17 protein-coding genes and 2 pseudogenes are annotated in these 19,166 nt (G+C 70.7%); 12 read left to right on the top strand and 7 right to left on the bottom strand.

All coding sequences use genetic code 11. The annotated features are described in order from the left end of the window. Positions 1 to 31: 31 nt before the first annotated feature. The 5 genes from ABD970_RS09490 to rlmH all read left to right on the top strand — a co-directional run bounded on the left by ABD970_RS09490 (position 32) and on the right by rlmH (position 3,292). The gene (locus ABD970_RS09490; protein ID WP_345295230.1) at positions 32 to 547 is read left to right on the top strand and encodes an LPS-assembly lipoprotein LptE; all 516 of its coding nucleotides are present in this window, start codon (positions 32 to 34) and stop codon (positions 545 to 547) included. Between the two features lie 19 nt (positions 548 to 566). Next, a complete protein-coding gene (gene holA / locus ABD970_RS09485; RefSeq protein WP_345295229.1) occupies positions 567 to 1,631 on the top strand; it encodes a DNA polymerase III subunit delta in 1,065 nt (354 codons plus the stop codon). After that, a complete protein-coding gene (gene nadD / locus ABD970_RS09480; RefSeq protein ID WP_345295705.1) occupies positions 1,628 to 2,293 on the top strand; it encodes a nicotinate-nucleotide adenylyltransferase in 666 nt (221 codons plus the stop codon). Before holA ends, nadD begins: the two co-directional genes overlap by 4 nt. A gap of 31 nt (positions 2,294 to 2,324) precedes the next feature. Continuing rightward, a complete protein-coding gene (gene rsfS / locus ABD970_RS09475) occupies positions 2,325 to 2,738 on the top strand; it encodes a ribosome silencing factor (RefSeq protein ID WP_345295228.1) in 414 nt (137 codons plus the stop codon). A gap of 83 nt (positions 2,739 to 2,821) precedes the next feature. Beyond that, positions 2,822 to 3,292 carry a 23S rRNA (pseudouridine(1915)-N(3))-methyltransferase RlmH gene (gene rlmH, locus ABD970_RS09470; protein ID WP_345295227.1) on the top strand — a complete coding sequence of 157 codons (471 nt, stop codon included), beginning with the start codon at positions 2,822 to 2,824 and terminating at the stop codon, positions 3,290 to 3,292. Positions 3,293 to 3,382: 90 nt separating this feature from the next. Here rlmH and ABD970_RS09465 read toward each other — a convergent pair whose 3' ends face one another. The 3 genes from ABD970_RS09465 to ABD970_RS09455 form a co-directional block, all read right to left on the bottom strand. Next, positions 3,383 to 4,072: an energy transducer TonB gene (locus ABD970_RS09465; protein ID WP_345295226.1), complete on the bottom strand. Its 690-nt coding sequence runs from the start codon at positions 4,070 to 4,072 to the stop codon at positions 3,383 to 3,385. A gap of 260 nt (positions 4,073 to 4,332) precedes the next feature. After that, positions 4,333 to 4,524, bottom strand: a complete 192-nt coding sequence (locus tag ABD970_RS09460; protein WP_345295225.1) for a hypothetical protein — start codon at positions 4,522 to 4,524, stop codon at positions 4,333 to 4,335. Positions 4,525 to 4,559: 35 nt separating this feature from the next. After that, complete coding sequence (locus ABD970_RS09455; RefSeq protein ID WP_345295224.1) at positions 4,560 to 5,297, bottom strand: SIMPL domain-containing protein; 738 nt, start codon at positions 5,295 to 5,297, stop codon at positions 4,560 to 4,562. A 134-nt stretch (positions 5,298 to 5,431) separates the two neighbouring features. Here ABD970_RS09455 and ABD970_RS09450 point away from each other — a divergent pair. The 4 genes and pseudogenes from ABD970_RS09450 to tldD form a co-directional block, all read left to right on the top strand. Then, a pseudogene (locus tag ABD970_RS09450) lies at positions 5,432 to 5,995 on the top strand (Maf family nucleotide pyrophosphatase); the annotation flags it as partial. Positions 5,996 to 6,118: 123 nt separating this feature from the next. Continuing rightward, positions 6,119 to 7,621, top strand: a complete 1,503-nt coding sequence (rng, locus tag ABD970_RS09445; protein WP_345295223.1) for a ribonuclease G — start codon at positions 6,119 to 6,121, stop codon at positions 7,619 to 7,621. Positions 7,622 to 7,705: 84 nt separating this feature from the next. After that, the gene (locus ABD970_RS09440; protein ID WP_345295222.1) at positions 7,706 to 11,632 is read left to right on the top strand and encodes a YhdP family protein; all 3,927 of its coding nucleotides are present in this window, start codon (positions 7,706 to 7,708) and stop codon (positions 11,630 to 11,632) included. Between the two features lie 64 nt (positions 11,633 to 11,696). Further along, complete coding sequence (gene tldD, locus ABD970_RS09435) at positions 11,697 to 13,139, top strand: metalloprotease TldD (protein WP_345295221.1); 1,443 nt, start codon at positions 11,697 to 11,699, stop codon at positions 13,137 to 13,139. An 83-nt stretch (positions 13,140 to 13,222) separates the two neighbouring features. Here the strand turns inward: tldD and yjgA are convergent, their stop codons facing one another. Continuing rightward, positions 13,223 to 13,750 (bottom strand): ribosome biogenesis factor YjgA, encoded by a 528-nt coding sequence (gene yjgA / locus ABD970_RS09430; protein ID WP_345295220.1) that lies wholly within the window; start codon positions 13,748 to 13,750, stop codon positions 13,223 to 13,225. Positions 13,751 to 13,817: 67 nt separating this feature from the next. On the opposite strand from yjgA, the gene pmbA reads away from it, so the two are divergent. The 3 genes from pmbA (at position 13,818) to ABD970_RS09415 (ending at position 16,440) form a co-directional block, all read left to right on the top strand. After that, entirely contained in the window at positions 13,818 to 15,191 is a 1,374-nt protein-coding gene (pmbA, locus tag ABD970_RS09425; protein WP_425563076.1) for a metalloprotease PmbA, read from the top strand. A gap of 278 nt (positions 15,192 to 15,469) precedes the next feature. Continuing rightward, the gene (locus ABD970_RS09420; protein WP_345295704.1) at positions 15,470 to 15,817 is read left to right on the top strand and encodes a DUF4870 domain-containing protein; all 348 of its coding nucleotides are present in this window, start codon (positions 15,470 to 15,472) and stop codon (positions 15,815 to 15,817) included. Between the two features lie 170 nt (positions 15,818 to 15,987). After that, on the top strand, positions 15,988 to 16,440 hold the full coding sequence (locus ABD970_RS09415; protein WP_345295218.1) for a DUF4870 domain-containing protein: 453 nt from the start codon (positions 15,988 to 15,990) through the stop codon (positions 16,438 to 16,440). A gap of 27 nt (positions 16,441 to 16,467) precedes the next feature. On the opposite strand, the pseudogene ABD970_RS09410 reads toward ABD970_RS09415, so the two are convergent. The 3 genes and pseudogenes from ABD970_RS09410 to tilS all read right to left on the bottom strand — a co-directional run. Beyond that, positions 16,468 to 17,382 (bottom strand): annotated as a pseudogene (locus tag ABD970_RS09410) (polyprenyl synthetase family protein); the annotation flags it as partial. A gap of 97 nt (positions 17,383 to 17,479) precedes the next feature. After that, positions 17,480 to 17,752 (bottom strand): exodeoxyribonuclease VII small subunit, encoded by a 273-nt coding sequence (locus ABD970_RS09405; protein ID WP_345295216.1) that lies wholly within the window; start codon positions 17,750 to 17,752, stop codon positions 17,480 to 17,482. 26 nt (positions 17,753 to 17,778) lie between these two features. After that, positions 17,779 to 19,095: a tRNA lysidine(34) synthetase TilS gene (tilS, locus tag ABD970_RS09400; protein WP_345295215.1), complete on the bottom strand. Its 1,317-nt coding sequence runs from the start codon at positions 19,093 to 19,095 to the stop codon at positions 17,779 to 17,781. Between the last annotated feature and the right edge of the window lie 71 nt (positions 19,096 to 19,166).

Below are 19,166 nucleotides of genomic sequence, written 5' to 3'. Positions count from 1 at the left end.
CCGTGCGCGCCGGCTCGTCCAGACTGCGCGGATGAAAACATTCCTCCTGATCCCGGGCCTGCTGGTGATGCTCGCCCTGAGTGCCTGCGGCTTCCACCTGCGGGGCGGACTGGCGCTGCCGTCCGACATTGGCGCGGTCAGGGTCGTCTCGAGCAACCCGAACAGCGCGCTGGTCTATGCGCTCGAGCAGTCCCTCCGCCGCGCGGGCGCGGACATGGCCGCCGGCGGGAACGATGATGTCGCGGCGCTAACCGTGGTCGGGGAGCGGTGGGGTGATACGCCGATCAGTGTCGACCAGTTCGGCCGGGCGCAGGAGTTCACCTTGCGCTATGCGGTGATCTTCCGGTTCGAGGATGCCGATGGCGAGGTCCTCGTGCCTCAGCAGGCCATCGAGCTCTCGCGCGATTACATCTCGGTGCCCACGGCTTCCTCCGGGACCGAGGGCGAGCGTGAAATCCTGTCGCGGGAACTCCAGAAGGAAATGACGGCATCGATCCTGAGGCGGATCGGCACGGTGCTCAAGGCGCCGCGGGCCGTCGCGCCCTGAAGCCATGCCGCGACAGTGAATGAAGCTCACCCCTGAGCAGCTCCCGCGACATCTAGCCGACACCGACCTGCGGCCGGCCTACCTGATCGCAGGGCCGGAGCCGCTCCGCGTGCTGGAGGCGGCGGATGCCGTGCGTGCCGCCGCGCGCACTAGGGGGATCGTCGACCGCGAAGTCCACGAGGCCCAGGGGAACCAGCGTGATGTCGACTGGGAGGCGTTCGCGGCGGCTCTGCGCGCGCCTGGACTGTTCAGCGCCCGGAGGCTGGTCGAGGTTCGCTTGCCGACGGGCAAGCCGGGGAAGGATGGCTCTAGGGAAATCCTGGCTTTCTGTGCCGAGCCGCCCGATGACGTCTGCCTGCTGGTCACCTGCCACGACTGGAGCAAGAAGCACGGCGGCAAATGGAGCGATGAAATGGAGCGGATCGGCGCCGCGGTGATGGCCTGGGCCGTGAAGCCGCACGAACTGGCGGCCTGGATCGAGGCGCGCCTGCGGAGCAGGGGATTGCAGGCCGAGCCCGAAGCGGTGCAGCGGCTGGCGGAGCGGGTCGACGGCAACCTGCTCGCCGCGGCCCAGGAAATCGACAAGCTCGCGTTGCTCCTCGACCCCGACCAGGCTGCGGCGTCCGGCAAGCCCTCCCCGCTGAGCGCCGAGGCGATGGAGTCCCTGGTCGCGGACGCCGCCCGCTTCGACGTGTTCCGCCTGGTCGATGCGGCGATGAACGGACAGGGCGCCATGGCGTCGCGAATGCTCGCTGGCCTGCGTGCCGAAGGCACGGTGCTGCCCGCGCTGATGGGCATGGTGGTCATGGAACTGCAGCGCGCCGCGGCGCTCGCGCGAGTGGCAGCGCGCGGCGGCAACCTGGCGGCGGAGTTCAAGGCACAGCGCATCTGGGATTCGAAGCAGGCGGTCTACCGGCGCGCCCTGCAACGCCACGAGGCGGCGCGCTGGGACCGGTTCGTCGCCGAAGCCGGACGCATCGACCGGAGCGCCAAGGGCCGTGCACCGGGCGATCCATGGCAGCAATTGGAACGGCTGTTGCTGGCGATCGCGGAGAAGCGGGCGTGCGCGATGATCGGGCGGTGAACCTGCTGGTCTTCTACGGCGGCACGTTCGACCCGGTGCACGAAGGGCACCTGTCCATCGCCCGTGCGGCGCATGTTGCGCTGCGGGAGACGATCGCACTGGTGCCCGCGGCCGATCCGCCCCATCGGCCCAGCCCCGGGGCCAGTGCCCCCCAGCGGGCGGACATGCTGGACCTCGCCGTCGCAGGTGAACCCGGCCTGTGCGTCGACCGCCGCGAGCTGGCGCGCGACGCGGCCAGCTATACCATCGACACCCTGCACGACTTGCGGCTGCAGCACGGTCGCGAACAGCCGATCGCCTGGCTGCTCGGCGCGGACAGCTTCCGTGGACTGCCCGAGTGGAAGCGGTGGCGCGAGCTGTTGGACTGCTGCCACTTCGTTGTCGCCGATCGCGCCGGCAGTCCGCTCGACGACCGTCTTGCGCCCGGCCTCGCCGACGCCCTGCGCGGGCGCTGGACCCACCGCCCCGACGACCTGAAAGAATCCCCCGCGGGCCGCGTGCTCCGCCTGGAGCAGCCCTTGCATCCCGCCTCCGCGACTGCGATCCGGCGTGCGATCGCGCGCGGCTTGTCCTGGCGCGAGGACGTGCCGCCCGCCGTCGCGGACTACATCCAGCGCCACCGGCTCTATCGTGACGGCTCCACGCCGGACCCTTCGCTATAATCCCTTCCGTGACCATCCGAGCCCAGCGCCCTTGACCAATCCCGCGCAAGTCATCAAGACCCGCCTCCCGAACCCGCCACCGCCGACCGACGTGCTGCTCCGTTCCGTGCTCGACGCCGTGGCCGAACTCAAGGCCCAGGACGTCGTCGAGATCGACGTCCGCGGCAAGACCAGCGTCTGCGACTTCATGGTGATCGCGTCGGGCACCTCGACCCGGCACGTCAAGTCGATCGCCGACGAGGTGGTCAAGTACGCCAAGCGCCTGGATTGCCAGCCGCTGGGCGTCGAAGGCGAGCGCGAGGCCGAATGGGTCCTTGTGGACCTCGGTGACGTGGTGGTCCATGTCTTCCTGCCGCGGGTGCGCGAGTTCTACGCGCTCGAGCGCCTGTGGACGGTCGGCGACGAGCCCCCTGAGCTGGAGGCCGAGGGCGAGGCGAGCACCTGAGCGGCCTCGGTGCCCAGCTTCCGCCGCTGTCCTCCACGGTCCCGCGCAGCTTCGCCGGCAAGCGCGCGACGTGACCTGGCGTCATGAAAGCGCGGTTGATCGCGATCGGGGAGCGTCCGCCCGCCTGGGTCGCGGAAGGCTTCGCCGAATACCAGAAGCGCCTGTCGCACTGGTTGCCGCTGGAACTGGTGGAGATTGCTCCCGGCGTCCGCGGCAAGGGGCGGGACGCCGCTCGTGCCACGCAGGATGAAGGCGCCCGGGTGCTGGCGGCATTGCCGAAGCAGGCGCTCGTCATTGCGCTGGATGGGCGCGGCCACGCGTGGTCGTCTCCGCAACTGTCGCAGCGCCTTGCCGACTGGCGGGGGATGGGGCGCGACCTGGCGTTGCTGGTCGGTGGACCGGAGGGCCATGCGCCCGAGGTCTTGTCTCGTGCCGACGAAACCTGGTCGCTGGGGCCGCTGACCCTCCCCCACATGCTCGTGCGGCTGGTCTGCGCCGAACAGCTGTACCGCGCCGCCGCCATGCTCGCGAACCATCCCTACCATCGCGCCTGACCGGTTCGGAGGCGATGCCAGGCGGGAACCCGGGACATGCCGCCGCCGCGCGGCTTCCCGGCCGCGGGCGACGGCAATCGACGCGAGCCTTCAGCGATTCAGGTTGAACTCGATCGGCACGATGCCGATGGCCTGCACCGCGCGGCCGCCTTGCATCGCGGGCCGGAACCGCCAGTGGCGCAGCACTTGCCGGCGCGCCGCCTCGTCGAATTCACGCCGCCCGCTGCTCTGGTGGACCGTCACGTCGACGGGCCTTCCGTCGATCCCGACGAGGACCTCGAGCAGGACCGTGCCTTCGATGCCCGCCATCAGCATGTCGCGCGGGTAGCTCGGGGCAGGGGCCGTCTCGTACTGCAGGCGCGCGCCGGCCGGCGGGCTCGCCGGTTCGATGGAGGGCGTCGCGCTGCGGGCGACCGCGGGGGGCTCGTCCCGGTCGGCCGGCAGGGTGCCGTGCTCCACCATCACCGGCACGTCGACCACCGGCGCGAGCTCGCGCCGAACTTCCACCGGTGTCCGTGTCTCCGGACGCACGACCGCCACCGGAATGGGCGGGGGCGGATCGGGCTCGACCGGCTTGGCTTCGATCCAGTCGATCGCCATGGGTGGCGCCACCGGCAGACTCCCGGGTGGCTGGCCCAACGGCACCAGGAGCAGCATGAGCAGGAGGACGTTGAGTGCGATGGTTCCGCTGATGCCGACGACGCGGTTGGGGTCGATGCGGCCTGTCCTGATGCGATCGAAGCCGCCTGGTCCATACGTAACGAAGCTTGAGTTGCCCATGGTCCACCTCCGGGTTGGCGTGTGCGAACGTGAACGCGCCGGTGGGACGAGCGGGGTCGGGCGAACGACCCAGGCCGACGCGTGACCACTCTTGCGCTTCGAACGTGCGCCCCGGGGAGGTGAAAGTCGGGTGAGCGCGGGCCGGTGCCGGACCCACGGTGCAAGCACGGGGATGGGCGGCGGACCCAAGTGCCTTTGGCGCTACAGCGTTCCGTCGTCGCCCGCCGCGGGGGGTGCAGTCTGGCAGTTGATTTCGCGCGTCAGTCCTCCGCCGGATCCGCGCTTGCGTCCGGTTCGCGATCCAGGCCACCTTCGTCGGGATCCGTGTCGGTGCCGGCCCCGCGGCGTTGCGCGTCCTCGCGGCTGTCGGGCTGCTCTTCGGCATAGCCGGGCTGGTCGCCGGGGTCTACGCCAGGCGTCGTGTCCGGTCTCTCGCGCTTGTCGGGAATCATGCAATCACCACTTGGATGGTTCGGAGGTCGGGTGCTCAACGCCCCAGTTCGAAGACGACGTCGAGGCTGGCCGACAGGGTCGTCTCGCCCGGCGAAACAGGCGGCGGCGCGGCGGCCGCGTCCATCGCCTCGGCGTGCACGCGCAACATCGGCATCGGCCTGGCGAACCCGCCGCCCTCGCTGATGCTGACGATGCGACGAACCTGCATGCCCAGGGATTTGGCGTACATCTCAGCGCGCTGACGCGCCTTCTCCAGCGCGGCGCGCCGGGCCTCGTCATAGACCGCCTCGGGCTGGTCGATCTCGAAGCTCGGGCCGTTGACCTGGTTGGCGCCGCTGGACACGAGCGCATCGAGCACCTCGCCGAGTTTGGCGATGTCGCGCACCTTGATGCTGACGTTGTTGCTCGCCTGGTACCCAGTGATGGTCGGTGGCTGGTTCTCGGCATAACGGTACTGCGGATTGACGTTGATGCCGCTGGTCTGGATGTCCTTCTCGGCGACGCCGGCCGCCCGGATGGAGGCCATGACCTTGGCCATCTGCGCGGAATTCGCGCGAAGCGCGGCATTGGCGTCGGCGGCCTGCGTGACCACCCCGGTCGACAGGGTGGCGACGTCGGGCACGCGGCTGGCTTCGGCCTGGGCGGAAACGGACAGCAGGGTCCCGTCGGACGAGACTGGCGCGGTCTGCGCATCCGCGCCGCCGGGTGCAAGGGCGAAACCGAGGCCGAGTCCGGCGAAGAGCAGCAGGGAGCGAAGTCTGGCCAAGCGCATGCATTTCTCCGGGGAGGGCGTCCGATTGCCCGGACAAGGGTGGTGATGGCGCGGTGAACGGCTCGTGAGCCAGCGGTTGCAGGCACGCCGTGCCGCCGTGCCGACGTACAGGAGGCGCGGGTTATTCTTGCTCGATGCTTTACCTCGCTTCCCGCTCGCCGCGCAGGCATGAATTGCTTTCCCGCCTGGGGTTCGCCTTCGGCGTGCTCGACATCGACGTTCCCGAACAGCGTGCTGCGGGCGAGCCCGCCGCGGACTATGTGCGCCGCGTGGCACGGGAGAAGGCAGGCGCGGGCCTGTTGCAAGTGGTTGCCGTGCCCGGCGCGCTCGTGGTCGGGGCCGATACGGAGGTGGTGCTGGACGACGACGTGTTCGGGAAACCCGTGGACGCGAAGCAAGCCGAGGCCATGCTGCGCCGCCTGTCCGGGCGGACGCACCAGGTCGTCTCATCGGTCGCTGTCGTGGGTGCCGGAAGGGAAGTGCAGGCCATGTCCATCTCCGAAGTGACGTTCGACACGCTGGACGAGTCGACGATCCGCGACTACGTCGCCAGCGGCGAGCCCATGGGCAAGGCGGGTGGCTACGCGATCCAGGGCGCGGCGGAAATGTTCGTCACCCACCTGGCTGGCAGTCACTCCGGGGTGATGGGCTTGCCCCTGCATCAGACCGCGAAGCTGCTGCGCGAGTCGGGATGCATCCCGGGCATGGCCGCGACCGCCCGGGTTGCGCCGGCAGCCGTTGCTTCCCGGCGCGACACCTGCACGGGCGCATCGACGGAAGCAATGAAGGGTTCCCCCGGCCCGGCCATGGAGCGCTAGGGCATGTCGGAGGAAATCCTGGTCAACGTGACCCCGCGCGAAACACGGGTCGCCGTGGTGGAGAACGGCATGTTGCAGGAGTTGCACATCGAGCGCGGCTGGAGCCGCGGCGTGGTGGGCAACATCTACAAGGGCAAGGTGCAGCGGGTGATGCCGGGGATGCAGGCTGCCTTCGTCGACATCGGCCTCGAACGCGCGGCCTTCCTGCATGCCAGCGACATCGCGCGGCCGCCCCCGGCGGTGGAGGCGGGCGGTGACGGAGTGGCGGGCGATCCCGAAGCTTCGCAACCGGCGCCGGTGCCACCGGTCACCGACCTGCTGCGAGACGGCCAGGACGTGGTGGTCCAGGTGGTCAAGGATCCCATCGGCACTAAGGGCGCGCGCCTCACGACGCAGATCAGCATCCCGTCGCGCTACCTGGTGTTGCTGCCGCAGACGCGCATGGTCGGAGTCTCGGCGCGGATCGAGGACGAGGCCGAGCGCGCCCGCCTGAAGTCGCTCGTGGCCGAGCTGTCGCCTCCCGGCGACCCGCGGGGATACATCGTGAGGACGAATGCCGAAGGCCAGCCCGCGGAAGCGCTCGCCGAGGACATCGCCTACCTCGGACGGGCCTGGGCGCTGGTGGAGCGGACCGTGGCCGACGCCCGCGTCGGCACGGCGGTGTACGAGGACCTGACCCTGCCGATGCGCGCCGTCCGCGACCTGATGCGACGCGACGTGGAGAAGGTCAAGGTGGACTCCCGGGAAACCTGCGAGCGCCTGCGCACGTTCGCCGCGCAGTACATGCCCGGCCTGGCGGAGAAGATCGAGCACTACGCCGGCGAGCGCCCGGTATTCGACCTGTACGGCGTCGAGGACGAGATCCAGCGGGCGCTGGAGAAGGAGGTGCCGTTGAAGTCGGGCGGCACGCTGGTGATCGACCAGACCGAGGCGATGACGACGGTCGACGTCAACACCGGCTCCTTCCTCGGCCAGCGCAACCTCGAGGAGACCGTCTACCGGACCAACCTGGAGGCGGCGCAGGCGGTCGCTCGGCAGCTTCGACTGCGCAACCTGGGCGGCATCATCATCATCGACTTCATCGACATGCACGACGCGGAGCATCGGCGCCAGGTGCTGCGCACGCTCGAGAAGTCCCTGCTCAAGGACCACGCGAAGACCACCGTGTACGACTTCTCGCCGCTGGGGCTGGTGGAGATGACCCGCAAGCGCACGGTGGAAAGCCTGGAGCGCCAGCTCAGCGAGCGGTGCCACGAATGTGGCGGCAGGGGGATGCTCAAGACGGCCGAGACGGTCACCTACGAGATCTTCCGCGAGATCGTGCGTGCGGTGCGCCAGTTCGAATCGGCGCGGCTGCTGGTGATCGCCTCGCCGAAGGTCGTCACCCGGATCACCGACGAGGAGTCGGCCGCGGTGGCCGAGCTCGAGGAATTCCTCGGCAAGTCGATCCGCTTCCAGGCCGACGAGCAGTACATGCAGGAGCAGTTCGATGTCGTGTTGCTCTGAGCGCCGAACCGATGCGGTGAACCGCGGCGTCGAGTCTCGATCGTTGCCGGGAGATTGGGCGCCGGCTTCCCGGGGACGGAGCTGATGCCCACGCCGGTCCGGCGCAGGCTGCGCTTGGCACGCCGCGGCGCCTGGTACGCCGTCGCGGGCCTGCTGGTGCTGATGGCGCTGGTGGCCGGCGTGGCGAGCACGCTGTTGCCGCTGCTGGAGCGCCATCCGGAGCGGATCGAGGCCTGGCTGAGCGTACGCGCGGGGCGCCCCGTGGAGTTCGACCAGGTGTCCACGCAATGGACCCGCCGCGGTCCGTTGCTGCGGGTCGATGGCCTGCGGGTCGGCTCGGGACGCGATGCGGTTCCGATCGGCGAAGCCGAGATCCTGGTGTCCCAATACGCGGGCCTGCTACCCGGCAGGTCGTTCACCGAGCTGCGCCTGCGCGGCCTTGAGCTGACGCTCGAGCGCGCCGACGACGGGCGCTGGCACGTGCACGGCCTGCCTGGCCAGGCCGTGGCCGGCGCAGACCCGCTGGACGCGCTGCGGCGGCTCGGCGAACTGCAGGTAATCGACGGGCAACTGACGGTGATCGCCCGCGCGCTGGGCATCCAGGCCACCTTGCCCCGGGTGGACATGCGGCTGCGCGTGCAGGGGTCGCGCGTGCGCGCGGCCGTGCGCGCCTGGATGCACGAAGGTCGCGTCCCGCTGGATGGCGTGCTCGATTTCGACCGGGATGGCGGCGATGGCCGCGTCCACGTCTCCGCGCGCGACGCCGATCTCTCGGAATGGTCGCCGTTGCTGCACCTGGATGGCATCCGGCTCGAGCGTGGCAAGGGCGATGCGGCGCTGTGGGCGGAATTGCGCGACAGCAAGCTGGCCCAGGTCACGGTCGACGCCGACTTGCATGCGTTGCATCTCGTCGGTGCCGGGGAGGGGCAAGGCGCGTCGCGACCGGCGGCAGGCTTCGAGCGCTTCACCATGCGCGCCCGCTGGCACCTCGTCGATGGCGGTTGGCGGGTCGACGTGCCTTCGGCCAGCGTGCAGGCAGCCACCGCCGGCGCTCCACAGGTTATCGAGGGCATGGTGCTGGCCGGCGGAACCCGGCAAGCCCTGCTGGCCGAGCGCCTGGACATCGCGCCGATGCTGTCGCTCGCATCGCTCAGCCCGAGGTTGTCGGCCTCGCAGAGGCAATGGCTGCAGGCTGCCAGGCCGGGGGCGACGTTGCGGGACCTGGTCGCCGCCAGGAGCGCGCGCGGGCCCGTGCGGGTGGAGGCGACCGTCCAGGCGCTGTCCTTCGCCAGTGTCGGCGACGCGCCGGGGATCGCGGGACTCGCCGGGCGCGTGCGGGGCGACGGCGCCGGCGTGGTGTTCGATGTGGATCCGACGCGCCCGGTGCGCTTGGACTGGCCGCGTGCATTCGCGGTGTCGCATGACATGCGGGTCGATGGACGCCTCGTGGGCTGGCGTGCGGGACCTGGATGGCAAGTGCACGCGCCGGCGCTGCGCGTCCGCGGCCGCGGGTATGGCGTGGACCTGCGTGGCGGGCTGGCGCTGCAGGGCGACGGCACGCTTCCCATCCTTTCGATCGCCGCCCGCATCGACGATTCGGAGATGGTCGCCGCCAAGGGATTTTGGGTCCGGCACAAGATGCCGGGACCCGCGGTGCGGTGGCTCGATGACGCAGTGCAGGGCGGAAAGCTACGCAACGGCAGGGCTGTGCTGTCCGGCGACCTCGACGATTGGCCCTTCCGCGGCGGCACGGGGCTGTTCCTCGCCGACACCGACCTGGAGGATGCGGTGGTGAAGTTCCTGCCGGACTGGCCCGAGGCTGATCGCATGCAGGCACACGCGGTGTTCGACGCGGAAGGCTTCAGCGTCTCGGGGAGCGCCGCCCTCGCCGGCGTGGAGGTACGGCGCTTCGAAGCGGGCATCGCGCGTTTCGGCGAGTCGCCCCTGCAAATTGAAGCGGAGGCCGTCGACGACGCCGGGGCGATGCTCGACATGCTCAGGCAGAGCCCGTTTCGCGTGGAGCATGGCGAAACCTTGCAGGCCTTGCGGGCCAGCGGCGCGGCATCGGCGACCTTCGCGCTGGAATTGCCGGTGCACCTCGACGCAGCGAAGCCGCGGATCGCCGGGAACGTCGAGCTGCGGGGCGTCAAGTTGGCCGACACGCGCTGGGACCTGGCGTTTTCCGAGGTGCGCGGCAAGGCCCGCTACGACCGCGACGGCTTCACGGCGACGAACCTGAAGGCCCGCCGCGACGGGCAACCGGGCGCGATCAGCCTGCGTGCCGGGGCATCGCACGTGCGCGACGCCCGGCAGGCGTTCGAGGCCGAGCTCGAGACCACCCTGGGTGCCGGTGAACTGCTGCAACGCGCACCCGAGCTGGCCTGGCTGCGGCCTTACCTGTCCGGCCGCTCGGCATGGACCGTGGGGCTGGAGGTTCCGGCCACGCGACGCCCGGCGCAACGCGCCGCCAGTGCGCCTCCGGCGAAATTGCGGTTGCGCTCGGACCTCGTGGGCACCCAGCTGCAGTTGCCCGCACCGTTGGCCAAGGCGGCTGCGACCGCCCTGCCTGTCACGGTGGAGACGCGCCTGCCGCTGGGTGAGGGGGAAATCACCGTGGCCCTGGGCCAGCGGCTGGCACTGCGTGCGGGCACCCGCAATGGCAGGACCGGGGTTCGCGCCGTGCTCGGCGGGGCGAGCGTGGCGTCGCCGCCCCCTGCCCATGGACTGGTGGCGACGGGCAGCACCGACGAATTCGATGCCATCGGTTGGGCAGCGCTCGCATCCACTGGCGGCGACAGACCCGGCGGACCCGCGGCGGGAGCGTCGGGTCCGCAAGCCCGGTCGGGCGATCCGGGCCTGCCGCTGCGCGAGGTCGACATCACCAGCCGCCGCCTGCAGTTGCTGGGCGGGACGTTCCCGGACACGCGCCTGCGCGCGCGACCTGCCGCGGCGGGTACCGGCGTGCAGTTCGAGGGCCCGGCGCTTGCCGGCGCACTGCTCTTGCCCGACGCCGAGGGCGCGGCGCTCGCGGGGCGCCTGCAACGCCTGCATTGGCGCAATGCCAAGGCGGGGACGACCGAGGCGCGGCCGGGCCAGCAAGGCCCGGCCCAGGTTGATGCCGATGCACCGACCGACGACGGCGTCGATCCGGCACGACTTCCGCCGCTCAACGTCTTCGTCGACGACCTGCGGGTCGGCGAGGCCAGGCTCGGCAGCGCCAGCCTGCAGGCGCGCCCCATCGCCTCCGGCATGCGCATCGAGCGCCTGCAGACGCGTGCGCCGAAGCAGCGGATCGACATGAGCGGCGAGTGGACGGGGCGCGGTGCCAGTGCCCGGACATCGTTGCAGGCACTGCTCGCCAGCGAAGACTTCGGGGCCCTGCTGGGCGGCTTCGGTTTCGGGGGGCGCATCGACGAGGGCCACGGCCAGGCGGAGTTCGACGTCCAGTGGCTTGGCAGTCCGGCGCAGTTCCGGCTGGACGCACTGCAGGGCCACCTGGCCCTGACCGTGAAGGATGGGCAGCTGGTCGAGATCGAGCCCGGTGCCGGACGCGTGCTCGGCCTGCTCAGCGTCGCCGAGCTCCCGCGACGGCTGACGCTGGACTTCCGCGACTTCTTCTCCAAGGGATTCAGCTTCAACCGCATCGACGGCAACCTGCGCTTCGGATCGGGCAAGGCACGCAGCGACGACCTGGTCATCGACGGACCGGCCGCGGAAATCCGCATCAGTGGCGCGGCGGACCTGCGCGCGCAGACCTTCGACCAGACGATCGAGGTCCTGCCCAAGGCCGGCAACCTCCTCACTGCGGTCGGCGCGATCACGGCCGGTCCCGTGGGCGCGGCCGTGGGCGCGGTCGCCAACGCGGTGTTGCGCAAGCCGTTGTCCGAGATGAACGCCAAGACCTACCGCGTGACCGGGCCCTGGAAGGACCCGAAGGTGGAGGTCACGGCGAAGGCGGCGCAGGAGCCGCGCAAGCAAGCCTCGGCGGGCGCTGCGACACCCCCGGGTTGAACACGGAGGCGCGACCGGTATGGTCGGCCTGTCTCACTGGATCGAATCACGAGGACCCAACCGCATGAGCCAGTCGCTAGAACTCGCCCAGTCGCGCCTGTTGCTGCCTGCCGGGCTCGACAGCCGCGGGCTGGAGCGCGCCTTCGGTACGCTGCTCGGTCCCGGGATCGACTTCGGCGACCTCTACTTCCAGCACGCGCGCCGCGAAAGCTGGTCGATGGAGGACGGCATCGTCAAGGACGGATCGCATTCGATTGAGCAGGGCGTCGGCGTGCGCGCGATCAGTGGCGAGAAGACCGGCTTCGCGTACTCGGACGACATCGACCACGAAGCCTTGCTGGCCGCTTCGCGTTCGGCCAGCGCGATCGCACGCGACGGGCAGGCCAAGGTGCCCAGCGCACTCGTGGCCGGTGGCGGGCGCTCGCTGTACCCGGCTAGCGATCCCATCGACGCGCTGGGCAACGCGGAGAAGGTGGACGTCCTGCGGCGGATCGACGCCATGCTGCGCGCGGCCGATCCCCGCGTGCAGCAGGTGATGGTGAGCCTGTCTGGCGGCGTGGACACCATCCTGGTCGCGCGCAGCGACGGCGTCCTGGCAGGCGACGTGCGGCCCCTGGTGCGGCTGAACGTGCAGGTGATCGTGGAGCAGGGCGGCCGCCGCGAGACCGGTTATGCCGGGTACGGCGGGCGTTACGCCTACGAGACCCTGCTGGGCGACGGCCAGCCCGAGCGCTTCGCGCGCGAAGCCCTCAGGCAGGCGCTGGTCAACCTGGAGGCCATCGACGCCCCCGCCGGCCGGATGCCGGTCGTGCTGGGAGCCGGTTGGCCGGGCGTACTGCTGCACGAGGCGGTGGGACATGGCCTGGAAGGCGACTTCAACCGCAAGGGCACCTCGACCTACGCCGGCCGCATGGGCCAGCGCGTCGCGTCGCCCGGGGTCACGATCGTCGATGACGGGACGCTCGATGGACGCCGCGGCTCGCTCAACATCGACGACGAAGGCACGCCCACGCGCTGCACCACGCTGATCGAGGACGGCGTGCTGGTCGGCTACATGCAGGACACCCACAACGCACGCCTGATGGGCGTGGCGCCCACCGGCAACGGCCGCCGCGAGTCCTATGCGCACCTGGTAATGCCGCGCATGACCAACACCTACATGCTCGCCGGGCCGCACGACCCCGAGGAGATGATCCGCTCGGTCAAGAAGGGCCTGTACGCGGTGAACTTCGGCGGCGGGCAGGTCGACATCACCAGCGGCAAGTATGTCTTCTCGGCCACCGAGGCCTACCTGATCGAGGACGGCAAGGTCACCGCGCCGGTCAAGGGCGCAACGCTGATCGGCAGTGGTCCGGAAACGATGCAGCAGGTCCGGATGGTCGGCAACGACATGGCGCTGGACGACGGCGTCGGCATCTGCGGCAAGGACGGGCAGAGCGTGCCGGTGGGCGTCGGCCAGCCGTCGTTGCTCATCGACGGCATCACCGTGGGCGGTACGCGCGCGTGATGGCGGTGGCTGCCGACGCCTTCGCCACGCCGGCCGCACGCGGTATCGGTGCTGCCGGCTGCCTGGGCTTGGCGAGGGTCCCTTCAGTCGTCGGCGGTGTCGAGCAGGCCGCGAAGCTCCCGGTACAGCTCGCGATAGCTGCGCGGCGGTTTTCCCTTGTCGCTCTCCTCGCCGGCGCGGCGCGCCAGTTGCCGGATGCGTTGGCGGTCGGCCTGCGGGAACGCGTCGAGCAGTTCCGCCAGTGCCTGGTCGCCATCGGCGAGCAAGCGCTCGCGCCAGGCCTCGACGCGGTGCAGCATGGCCGTCTCCTGCCTCGCGGCCTCGCCACCGGCATCGAGGGCGTCGCGAAGCAGGTCCAGGGTCTCGTCGTCCTCCCGCCGCATTTGCTTGGCCAGGAACGCCATCTGCCGCTTGCGCGCGATGTGCGATCCGATCCGTTGCGTCTCCTGCACCTGCGCCATCAGGGCGTCGGGCAGCGGCAGCTTCGCCAGGCGGCCGGCATCGAGGGCGACCAGGCGTTGCGCCAGGGCCAGCACGTCGAGCGCTTCGCGCCGTTGCTGGCTGCGGCTGGGTCCGAGGAATTCGCCGCTGTCTTCGTCGCGTCCGCGCATGCCGTTCCCTTCCCGAAACACGATGCTCCCCGCAAGCGGGGGAGCGAAACCCCCACAGGATAAGCTATTGAACGAAATCAGCCTTGCCGCCGCGGACGACTCGCAAGCGCGGCTCGAACAACTTGCCGGCATCGCGCAAAGGCTCCTGGACCGCTGCCGCGCCCAGGGCGCCACACAGGCCGAGGTATCGTGTTCCGAGGACCGCGGGCTCAACGTCGGCGTGCGCCTTGGCAGCGTCGAAACCGTGGAGTCGACGCGGGACCGCGGGATCGGGGTCACGGTCTACATCGGGCAAAAAAAGGGCAGTGCGAGTTCGGGCGACCTGCGCGAGTCCAGCCTGCACGCCACCGTGGAGCAGGCCTGTTCGATCGCGCGCTACACGGAAGAGGACCCCGCCGCGGGCCTGGCCGACGCTGATCGCATGGCGCGGCTCCCGGGCGATGGCCGCTGGCCGGATTTCGACGGCTGGCACCCCTGGCCGCTGGACCCGGCGCAGGCGATCGACCTGGCGCTGGCCTGCGAGCAGGCGGGTCGAGACAGTGATGCACGGATCACCAACAGCGACGGTGCCTCGGTCGGCAACAGCGAGTCGCTGTCGGTGTACGCCAACTCGCACGGCTTCGTCGGCGGCGAGCGCGGGACGCGGCACAGCCTGGGGTGCGCGCTGATCGCGGGCAAGGGCGAAGGCATGCAGCGCGACGGGTGGTACAGCCTGGTGGTGGCCGCCGGCGACATGGAGGCGCCCGCGGCGATCGGCCGGCAAGCGGCGCAGCGCGCGACCGCGCGGCTGGACCCCGGGCCGGTGGCGACCGGCACCTATCCCGTGGTCTTCGCCCCCGACATGGCACGCACCCTGGTCGGGCACCTGCTCGGCGCCGTGTCCGGCGGCGCCCTCTACCGGCGTGCCAGTTTCCTGCTCGACGCCGCCGGCACCCAACTGTTCCCGGAGTGGTTCTCGATCATTGAGCGCCCGTTCCTGCCGCGGGGCCTCCGCTCGGCGGCGTTCGACGCGGAGGGCGTGGCGACGACCGAGTCCGCCCTGGTCGACGGAGGCGTGCTGCGGCGCTACGTGCTCGGCAGTTACTCGGCGCGGAAACTCGGCCTCCACAGCACCGGCAATGCCGGCGGGGTCCACAACCTGGAAGTCGCAGCCAACGCCGGTGACCTCCCTGCGCTGGTCGCGGGCGTGGAGCGCGGCCTGCTCGTCACGCAGTTGATGGGGCAGGGGGTGAACACGGTCACCGGCGATTATTCGCGTGGCGCCAGTGGCTTCTGGATCGAGGGCGGCCGCATCGCCCACCCGGTGGACGGGATCACCATCGCCGGGAACCTGAGGGCGATGTTCCAGGGGATCGAAGCGGTGGGCAGCGACGTCGACCCGCGCTCGCACATCCTGTGCGGCTCGATGCGCGTTGGACGGATGACGGTGGCTTCGGGCTAGCCGGCCTGCGTCGTTCCCGCACCGCAAGCGCCGCTGGAAGGCGACCACGCAGCTCGCCCCGCCTCACTGCCAAGCTCGGCCCGCGGCTGGCAGCCGGCGGCGCGGTCCCTGGCGCGCCACGTTATGCTGGTCGCGCCAGGGGGCGATCCGAACCATCGACTGGATAGCGGGAAGGGGAGATGACCATGAGCGACGACACGCGGGACAACGAGGCCGGGACACCTTTGGCGGATGGTCCGGCTTCCGCCGGTATCCCGGCGCAGGCGCGGCAGATGGCGATGTTCGCCCACCTCTCGGCCCTGATCGGCGGCATCATCACCACGGGCTGGGCCGGGAGCATCGGCTGCTTCGTCGGCCCTCTGGTGATCTGGCTGCTGAAGAAGGACGAGATGCCTTTCGTCGACGACCAGGGCAAGGAGGCGCTGAACTTCAACATCACGGTGGCGATCGCCTTCCTGGCGCTGCTGCTGCTGTCCATCCTCACCCTGGGGATCGGCATGGTGATCGCGATCCCTGCCTGGATCGTGATCGGCGTGGCCTGGATCGTGCTGACGATCATTGCGTCGATGAAGGCCAACGAAGGCGTCGCCTACCGTTATCCGTTCACGCTGCGCCTGGTGAAGTAACACCCCGGCAGCGGAAGGCCTCCGGGCATCGCGCCACGCGTGCGCGCTGCCCGGAGGCGCGCCCGGGCGGGGGCCAGCGCCCGGACCGTAGGCCATCGGTTGGGTTGCAGTCGACGGCCGCGGCCCCAATATCGAGGGCAGGCCGGAGGGGTTCCGGCGGGAGCATTGCGATGGAACAGACCAGCACGGCGCCGATCAGCGTCACGTCCCCGAATGCCAGCGAACGCCAGTGGGCGGCGCTGGCGCACCTCGCAGCGCTGGTGCTGGCGCTGCTGACCAGCTGGGTGGTCGGTTTCGCAGGCGTGCTCGGCGCCGGCGCGATCTACCTGCTCAAGCGCGACGACTCGGCATTCGTCGCCCGCCACGCCAGCGAGGCGCTCAATTTCAACCTCAGCATGTTCATCTATGCCTGCCTCGCGGTGGCGGCCGGCGTCGCCCTGGTCGGCGCCACGATCCTCACGCTGGGCATCGGCCTGATCGTGACCCTGCCGGCGGGGCTGGCCCTGGTCCTCGCGATCGCGGCGATCGCCGTGCTCTGGCTCGTATGCAGCATCATCGCGATGGTCAAGGCCTGGAATGGCGAGGATTACCGCTATCCGCTGACGCTGCGCCTGATCGGCTAGCCGCCGCCGCCAGCGTGGTCCGCCGCCCTAGTGGCTGCGGTCGATGGCGCGTTCACCCAGGAAGGCCAGCGTCTCGCCGCGTTCGCCCAGGGGCGCCAGCGCATTGCGCATGGCGGCGGCCAGTGCCGCGAGCCGCTCCCGCGAAGCATCTGCACCGATGACGGTGGCGAACGTCGCCTTGCCCTGCGCGGCGTCCTTGCCCGCGGTCTTGCCGAGGCTGGTGTCGTTGCCCTCGACATCGAGCAGGTCGTCGCGGATCTGGAAGGCGAGGCCGAGGGCGCCGGCGAACGCATCCAGGCGCTCCCGCATGGCTGGTTCAACGCCGGCAGCGATCGCACCCAGGCGGACCGAGGCACGCAGCAGGGCCCCGGTCTTCAGTGCGTGCAGCTGCTCGAGCGAGCCGATGGACGGAAGGGGTTCCGCGGGGGACTCCGCGGGTGGGGAAGAAACGGGATCGGCGGGGGTTTCGCGCAATGGCCCGTCCTGGTCGCGAGACCGTTTACGTGAAGTTTCCCCTTGACCCCTTTCTCTTCCGCTGGTCGCGGCGAGATCGAGTGCCTGGCCGCCGCACATGCCCCACGCGCCCGCGGCATCGGCAAGTTCGCGCAGCATGTCGACGCGGACCGTGGCGTCGGCGTCCGCGTCGGCGAGCACGGCGAACGCAAGCGACTGCAGCGCATCACCGGCCAGGATCGCCGTGGCCTCGTCGAACGCGACGTGCACGGTGGGTTTTCCGCGACGCAGCGCGTCGTCGTCCATGGCGGGCAGGTCATCGTGGACCAGCGAATAGGCGTGCACCAGTTCGACTGCAGCGGCCGGCGCGTCGAGGCTCGAGGCCGGGGCACCGAAGGCGGTCCCCGTCGCATAGACCAGCAGCGGCCGCATGCGCTTGCCACCGAGCAGGACGGCGTGCCGCATCGCGAGCTGCAGGCGCGACTCGGCGGCTGGCTGGCGTGTCAATGCGCGCTCGAGCACGCCGTCGATGCGTCCGCGCCAGGCTTCGATGCGCTCCGCGGCGGCGGCCCGCGGCCGGAGCGAATCAGGCATCGCCGTCGGACGGCACGTCCGGGAAGTCCCGCGCGGTGTCAGGGCGATCCGGGTCGGTCAGCAGCTTGACCCGGAGTTCGGCCTGTTCGAGCGCCTGTTGGCAGCGGCGGTACAGGCCGACGCCGCGTTCGTAGGCGGCCAGCGATTCCTCGAGGGTCATCTCGCCGTGTTCCATCTTTTCCACCAGTGTTTCGAGGGCATCCAGCGAGGCCTCGAAGTCGGCGACGGGCGAGGAATCCTTGGGGGTGGCGGCTTTGCGTGGCATGCGTGGAGTTTAAGCCATCGTCGATGTCAGCTGGCCCGCACCCAGCGCAACTTGGCGCCGCGGGCCTGCAGCCAGCGGTCGAAGTCTTCGGAGAGCGCAATGTCCCCGGCCGCCAGCAGCACGCCCTGGCCATCGGAGACCAGCGGCATCTGCTTCCGCTGCCATGGCGGCAGGTCCATGTCCTGCAGCACCTGCTTGAGTGCATGCCGGTGCGCGCGCCCCGGCAGCCGGATGGACTCGCCACCCTGCCGCGCGTGGACCTGGATCGGCTCGTCGAATCCGCCGGCATCGGTGGGCTCAAGGCGCAGTGCGCCGCCGCCGGGCAAGTGCAGGGGAGTGCGGCCATCCCAAGGAACGCGCCAGGTGGGCGGCAGGGGCGGATGCACGCGGCCTGCGTGCAGCTGACCGCGCCAATGCCGGATGAAGGCGCCTTGCCAGAGGAATTCGGCCTGGCCGTCCGGCGCGGCTGCCAGCAGGTCCGACTCGATGCGTGCCACCCCGTTGGCAGGGAGCGCGGGGAGTCCGCGGCGCTCGACCCACGCGCGCAGCACGCGCGCTCGGCGCGCGGCGGGGAGCGCCGCCAACGCGGGTACCGAGAGGGCGTCGGGCACGTCACCTGCCACGGTCCCCAGCGCCGCGTGGTCCTCTCCCGACAGCAGCGAAGCGGCCGTGCCGGCGAGTGCGGCGCTGTCGGCGAGCGCACGTCCGGCGCGAGGCCAACGCTGGCGGAGCAGGGGCAGGACCCGATGGCGCAGGAAATTGCGGTCCAGCGACTCGTCGAGGTTGCTCGGGTCCTCGATCCAGGCCAAGTCCCGGGTACGCGCATAGGCGAGGACGTCCTCGCGCGGGACATCCAGCAAGGGCCGCCACAGCCAGCCGTCGGCGAACGGCCGCCAGGCCCTCATCGCGCCGAGGCCGTCCACGCCACTGGCGCGCAACGCGCGCAGCAGGAAGGTTTCCGCCTGGTCGTCGCGATGGTGGGCGAGCGCCAACACGTCGTCCTGGCGCATGCCGGCGGCGAACGCCGCCATGCGGGCGTCGCGCGCCGCCGCTTCGCGGCCGGTTCCGCCAGCTTCCTCGACGTGTACCCGGACGATGCGCAAGCCGAAGCCCAGCGCGTCGCACTGCTGGCGGCAGTGCGCGCTCCAGGCATCCGCATCGGGGTGCAACCCATGGTGGACGTGGATGGCCCGCACTTCGAGCCCATGCTCGGCCTGCCGCGCATGCAGCAGGTGCAACAGGACCGTGGAATCCAGCCCGCCGCTGTAGCCGACGTGCAGCGCGCCGGGTCGACGGTCCCATGGCAGGGCGGGGAGGGGGATCGACGCGGGTTCCTCGGCCATGCGCCGATGTTGCCACGCCGACGCGCCGGACGGATCCGGGTGGCACTCCGCCGGGTCGCGGCGAAGCGAGG

The organism is Luteimonas vadosa (assembly GCF_039543545.1).
GTDB lineage: Bacteria > Pseudomonadota > Gammaproteobacteria > Xanthomonadales > Xanthomonadaceae > Luteimonas > Luteimonas vadosa.
This window is presented reverse-complemented; position numbering and strand designations above follow the sequence as displayed.